The organism is Nitrosomonas communis (assembly GCF_024102715.1).
Taxonomy (GTDB): domain Bacteria; phylum Pseudomonadota; class Gammaproteobacteria; order Burkholderiales; family Nitrosomonadaceae; genus Nitrosomonas; species Nitrosomonas communis_B.
In genome coordinates, this window is the sequence record NZ_JAGFJM010000118.1 from 1 (window position 1) to 6,286 (window position 6,286).

A 6,286-nucleotide genomic window follows, 5' to 3' on the forward strand; every position below is an offset into this window, starting at 1 on the left:
AGGCGGTAGCGAGCGGCCCGGTCTCGGCTTCACCATCGCCCACTACGCAGGCGACGATCAGATCTGGGTTATCCAGGCAAGCGCCATAAGCATGAGACAGGCTATAACCCAGTTCGCCGCCCTCATGAATGGAGCCAGGTGTTTCCGGTGTCACATGCGAACCGATTTGGCCGGGGAAGGAAAATTGTTTGAAGAACTTGCGTAACCCCTCCGTGTCTTCGCTCTTGTCGGGATAAACCTCGGCATAAGTGCCTTCGAGATAGGTCGGCCCGATCACGCCAGGCGCCCCATGACCCGGGCCGGCCATAAAAATCACGTCGAGATCGTCGCGCTTGATCAGCCGGTTAAGGTGCGCCCAGACAAACGACAGCGCCGGGCTCGCACCCCAGTGTCCGAGTAATCGATGCTTGACATGCTCGATCTTGAGCGGCTCCTTCAGCAGCGGATTGTCACGCAGATAAATCATGCCTACCGAGAGGTAATTACAGGCGCGCCACCAGGCGTTCATCGTGCGTATCTCTTTGGCACTGAGTGGATTGCTGGCAGCTGCAATTTTTTGTCCGGTATAGTCCATCTTCAGAACTCCTTTTGCGGATAAAGGGATACCCAATAGCCTAGCGGAATACTCTGGCTAAAAAAATACGTACAAACACGTAGGAATGCTTTTATTAACAAGCGCAAACGAGCAAAATTTTTTCTTTTGACTCAAACTACCGAGTATCCAGAAAACCCGGGGTGGTTCGCAGGCCGTGCTTATCAACTCGATTTGAAAGGAGCATAAAGATGAGAAGAGCGTTATTGATGGGTGCTTTTTTAATTTCATTTTTTGTGCCAGCAAATTCATTTGCATTAGAAGTGCAAGGGCATCGAGGCGCTCGCTGGGCACGACCAGAAAATACGCTGCCAGCCTTTGAATATGCCCTCCAATTGGGCGTGGATACCTTGGAGCTAGATACGCTTATTACAAAAGATGGCCATGTAGTAGTTCATCATGACCCGGTGTTAAATCCTGATATTTGCTTAGATCCTCAAGGAAAGAAAATCACAGCCCAAATTCCCATTCGATCACTGACATTAAAGGAGTTAAAAGCTTATGACTGCGGTTCCTTGGTCAATCCAAGTTTTCCTCAACAAGTCATTCAACCAGAAACACCCATTCCAACCCTCGATGAAGTGTTTGAAATGGTTGAAAAATCAAAGCTTTCTGTCGTGAAGAAAGTGCATTTTAATATTGAAATAAAAAGTGAGGAGGCCCACCCTGAATACTCACCTTCACCTGAGGAGTTTATAAAGCTGGTGCTGGCGGTTATAAAAAAACACAACCTCATGAAGAGAGTGGTTTTGCAATCCTTTGATTTACGCACTTTAAAGGTCGCACACGGATTAGAGTCCATGCTACCTCTTTCTATTTTAGTTGAAGATAGACCTGCAGAAGCAGGTGCTTTGGTAAAGCTTATGAAAGCCTACCAAGCACAAATTCTTTCACCAAATTATGAGTGGCTGACGGCTCAAGATGTAGCAGAGATCCACAAAATAGGGGCTCGCGTAATTCCCTGGACTCCCAATACAAAAGAAGATTGGCAATCGATGATTGAGAAAGGCGTGGATGGCATTATCACTGATAATCCCAAAGAACTCCTTGATTTTCTTAAACGATGAATAAGTTAATTTAACTTATTACTCCTCCTGCACATGGAGTTTGATAATAAGTGTTAGCACGTATTTTTTTAACCCATATATTCCTATAACCTCTCAAAGAATCATACCTAGCAGATTTCCTGGGATGAGTAATAGATTTTCCTTTATTGGTAGCAGGGTGGCTTCAAAATAACCTGTTAGAGGAAAATTCAATATCAGCTAAGGTTGAATATATCTATTCCCTTTAAAGCTATAAAACTGATGATTTCTGAGGAGATAAACCATGTTTAAACCAATATCCATTCATCTAGCCATCGGTGCCTTCGGTGTTATTTTCGGCAGCTCAGTGCTTGCACAAGGCGACCCATTTCAGCAAGCTCAGGCCGAGTGCCAGAGTGTTGCTCAGCAACAAACCGGATATAATCCCGGCGCCGCCCAGCCACAAGTGGGCGGCCGAGCCAGGGGTGCGACGGCCGGCGCTATGGCCGGTGCTGCCAAAGGTAGAAGCGAAACTAGCCAATATGGCCATGTCCCCGAAAGCGTCGCCGAAGAATACACGCGTAGCCAGATGGAAGAAAAAGCGAAGATGGGAGCCGCTGCAGGGGCGGCCAAACAACGCCAAGAGCGTCGTCAGGACAGAAGAGCTCAGGATGCTTACAATGAGGCATTTGCTTCCTGCATGGCTGCTAAAGGATTTCCGGTAGGAAACTAAACCACTAATTACTTTGAGCAGGAGGCCTGACGACTAAAGTCATCAGGTCTAAGCCAGACAAACAGGAGTTCAAATATTTAAAATTACCATCGAAAGGAAGCTATTTCGGCCTTGTGATGAAAATAAACAGTTTATCCGTGCTAGTGTTTAATTGCATTAATTCAATAAACACTTTTCTGGCAACATATTCTTATAAAACATATAATTAATTCTAAAAATAAGATAGTTTATTTTTGCAATTAAACATTAGCTCGAATTTAATCTGCTCTTCCAATCTAATCAGCGAGGAGTCAGTGTTGCAATATATTTCCAGTAATAAAGCATGGAACAGGAAAAAACGCTCACTCGTAATCGTTTGAAGACCCCGCGTGCAGCTGCTGTAGCTGGCATCGCGTTTTCTCTGTTGTATATCACTAGCCTGGTACTCTTCCGGATTTCGGTTCCGGCCGATCCGCAAGACGCTGGAACTTGGTTGGCAGGTGGCAAGAAGGCCGTCAATCTCGCACTGTATCTACTGCCATTCGCGGGCATTGCCTTTTTATGGTTCATCGGCGTGCTGCGGGATCGAATTGGGGTTTATGAAGATCGCTTTTTCGCTACTGTGTTCCTTGGCAGCGGCTTGCTGTTTGTGGCCATGCTGTTTGCTTCGGGAGCAGTAGCGGCGGGCATCCTGATCAGCTACAGCGCAACACCCGACAAGTTTGTGGAATCCGGCATTTACACCTTTGGCCGCACGGTGGTGTATCAGATTGTCAACGTCTATGCGATGAAAATGGCGGGGGTGTTTATGATCTCAATCTGTACGGTTGCTGTTCGTACCAAGATTTTCCCTCAATGGATCGCATTTCTTGGTTATGCAATGGCGCTACTCTTGTTATTGAGCGTCGGCTATTTTTACTGGACGCCGCTAGCGTTTCCACTGTGGGTATTACTAGTCAGTACGTATATTTTGCTAACGAATCTCAGGGATAAACCGAACGCGGCTTCCCCAGCAGATAAACCATAACCGCTCCCAAGACAACACTGCGCTACTTTGCAGTGCAGGCCTACCGAGATAAAGATTCCATGTTCAACCAGGTCTGAAACAGTTTGTAGCCCAACGCGAGCACAATCGCGCCAACGAACAGTCCAACGATACCGGACAGCAGCATGCCACCGATCGCTCCCAAAAAAATCACCACCATGGGTACGTCAACACCGCGCCCCAGCAGCAATGGTTTCAGTACGTTATCCAGCAACATAACAAGCATACTCCATATTAGAAATATCACTGCAGTGAGCGTATCGCTGCTGGTAAAGACATAGATTATGACCGGAATGACAATAGGCCCCACCCCGATCTGCACTACTGCTGAGATCAAGCATAATAACGTCCATATGCCGGCGCCGGGCACACCGGCAAAGAGAAAACCAAGCCCCGCCAGTAACGACTGAATAACGGCAACGCCCAGCACCCCGCGCGCAACGCTGCGAATGGTGACTTCGGCCAGATTGGCGAAATCATCGCCGCGCTCGCCCACCAAGCGCCGGGCTATGCCGTGCGCAAGCTGATAACTGCTGGCAGAATGCGCCAGCAACACACCAGCAATGACGAAAGCAAACACGAACATGATCATGCCCAGACCCGCGCTGGCAGCAACGTTAAGCAGCCAGGCAGCGGCGGCTTTAAGCTGGGGCTGTAGCAATTTTAAGGCGTCAGCCAGATTGGTTGAGGCAAGGCTCCACATTTTTACGATAGGCTCGCCAATGAGTGGCCAGTTCTTGACAGCCTCTGGCGGCGGCGGAATGACGAACTGTTCCTGGCGAAATTGCTCCGCCAGCGTTGCCACGTTTTGCACCAGCAGCTTCGTTAAGGTAATAGTGGGTACCATTAACAGCGCCAACAACACGGTGATAAGCAGCGCTGCTGCGATTGCGCGCCGGCCGCCCAGCAGATTAGTCAAGGTGAGGTAAAGAGGATGGATCGCCACCGCAATAATCACTCCCCACACCACCGGAATAATAAATGGCTGCAGTATTTGAAAACACCAAATCAGCACAAGTGCCAACGCGCCTAGGCGTATGGCGGTTTCTGCCACTCTACTGGACAAATCGTCGCGCGGAGGAGGAGCGGCGTTCAAAGTCATGATAGGCTCCTTATGCGTTGTTTTGGGTTTACACTCGATACGCTGGTTTTATTCCTTCAGCAATAGCAAATGCCTCAGAAACATAACCGACTAACCGGATGCTGCAACAGCCACCGCATTGTTCGGCCATTTCGCCATCCGCGGCAAGCGATAGGAAACGTCTTTTTTATTCAACGATGCGTTTCCATAGATTATTAGAAGACATTGGCCAAAGAAATACGTGCAAACACGTACGAATCACGTTAATTGATAAACACTTATTCTTGCATTCAAGCCTTGCATGACCGCCAAGGATTGGAAAAATCAGTTCATCAATGCAACGAGCTGAGTGCGCCAGCGATGGCCGCTATTACGGCAGAACACCTGCCGGTAAATTATTTGCCAAATACTGAAGATATTGACGCTGAGGTTGCAAGCCTTCCTGGCACACCCTTTCAACAAGTACCAATACGGCCCGGTTTAACGGACAAGGAAAGTCGCCCGCCAGCCGGATCAGATAACCATTATAGGCATCGATCTCCGTGCGGCAGTTCTGGCCAGAAATATCCGGAGCCATGGAACAATAGGTGCCGCGTAGCGATGGTCGGAAAAACATGGCCATAAATTTACTCAAAGAGTGCATGCTCAGAATTAAAGAAACGGTATCGGGATGAAATGGTCCGATGCGAGCAAGCTGAATTTGCGCATGCTTGAGAATGGCATAATTTTCGCGCAGCATGCCAAAAAAGAGCTGTTTAGCCAGCAAGTCGGTCAACAATGCGCCGTTATCTACGCCTGCTACCGCCGCAAGCGGAGAGATAGCGGCGTTGTACATCAGTTTGGTTGCTTTGTAAGGACGAATATCGTTAGTCAACTTGACCGGAAATAGCTCTGCCTTTCCCAGAGCTTTAGCTAATGACATTATTTCGTCATGCTCGTATGCGGTGACAGACCGGCGTGCTCCAATATAGAGGCTACCCGCCCTGGTAATTCGAGTTACAGGGCGATCACGCTGACATTCTGACACAAAAGAAGCAATGCCTTCGCATGCATGATTGCGCTGCTCCAGTGATGAATCAAAGCCGTTCTGAATCGTTACCAGAAAGGCATTGTCAGGCAAGCGTGCAAGCACTTCTGCATTGTTATATGTTTTGGTGCAGAGCAGAATGAAGCCTTCTTTTGGTGCAACCCAATCATCAAAAGCCATGAAAGTTACCGCTTGCGTGCCCAGTCCGACAATCGTGACACCATGCTTTCTGCCTTCAGCGACTTTGCCAGCATGATTATCAACCAGTATCACGGAATAACCCTCCCGTGCCAAAGCCCAGCCAAGTACGGCACCAATACCGCCAATTCCCAAGATATGAATAGGTTTGTTAAGCAAATTCAACATTTATTAATACCGCCCCGAAAAAATTGTCAAGGTAAATGGCATATAGCACCCAAAAGAAAAGCGCTCGGAAATGCCAGCGCTGCTCGGGGTAATAATGTACTGCAATATGCTGATTTATAAAATACGTGCAAACACGTAGAGGTAGTTCTTATCGACAAGCTATAAAGCAAGTTTCTGGGCAACACTAAAAATTTAGATGCACACCCTTTCTCTTGATTGCACAGAAAAGACATGATCAAAACACCCAGATGCTAAGACCTCTGCATAACCCTGATAATTTTGTTGTGGTGACGGGGAAAAATTTCCAAATGACACTTTTGCGCGTTTTTTTAACAGAAAAGTAAAGTTTTACTCCTTTTTCAAAGGAGTTTTTCACCCTTATGCTGCATTGGGGGCGGACTGCTCCCCTTTTTGAGGGCTCATCCACAAAAATTTTGT

The 6,286-nt window shown here is 47.6% G+C and carries 6 protein-coding genes and 1 pseudogene; 3 read left to right on the top strand and 4 right to left on the bottom strand.

The genetic code is table 11. The annotated features are described in order from the left end of the window. A pseudogene (locus J5I83_RS11415) lies at positions 1-574 on the bottom strand (phosphoketolase); the annotation flags it as partial. 209 nt (positions 575-783) lie between these two features. Here J5I83_RS11415 and J5I83_RS11420 point away from each other — a divergent pair. The 3 genes from J5I83_RS11420 (at position 784) to J5I83_RS11430 (ending at position 3,356) form a co-directional block, all read left to right on the top strand. Next, complete coding sequence (locus J5I83_RS11420; protein WP_304056140.1) at positions 784-1,659, top strand: glycerophosphodiester phosphodiesterase; 876 nt, start codon at positions 784-786, stop codon at positions 1,657-1,659. A gap of 262 nt (positions 1,660-1,921) precedes the next feature. Continuing rightward, a complete protein-coding gene (locus J5I83_RS11425; protein WP_304056143.1) occupies positions 1,922-2,350 on the top strand; it encodes a hypothetical protein in 429 nt (142 codons plus the stop codon). A 322-nt stretch (positions 2,351-2,672) separates the two neighbouring features. Then, positions 2,673-3,356, top strand: coding sequence for a hypothetical protein (locus J5I83_RS11430; protein ID WP_304056145.1), 684 nt, complete (start codon positions 2,673-2,675; stop codon positions 3,354-3,356). Between the two features lie 40 nt (positions 3,357-3,396). Here the strand turns inward: J5I83_RS11430 and J5I83_RS11435 are convergent, their stop codons facing one another. The 3 genes from J5I83_RS11435 to J5I83_RS11445 all read right to left on the bottom strand — a co-directional run. Continuing rightward, positions 3,397-4,476 carry an AI-2E family transporter gene (locus J5I83_RS11435; RefSeq protein ID WP_304056146.1) on the bottom strand — a complete coding sequence of 360 codons (1,080 nt, stop codon included), beginning with the start codon at positions 4,474-4,476 and terminating at the stop codon, positions 3,397-3,399. A gap of 349 nt (positions 4,477-4,825) precedes the next feature. Next, positions 4,826-5,848: a ketopantoate reductase family protein gene (locus J5I83_RS11440; protein ID WP_304056147.1), complete on the bottom strand. Its 1,023-nt coding sequence runs from the start codon at positions 5,846-5,848 to the stop codon at positions 4,826-4,828. A gap of 235 nt (positions 5,849-6,083) precedes the next feature. Further along, positions 6,084-6,286 (bottom strand): hypothetical protein (locus tag J5I83_RS11445; RefSeq protein WP_304056150.1); only part of this gene is annotated, 203 nt, incomplete at its 5' end.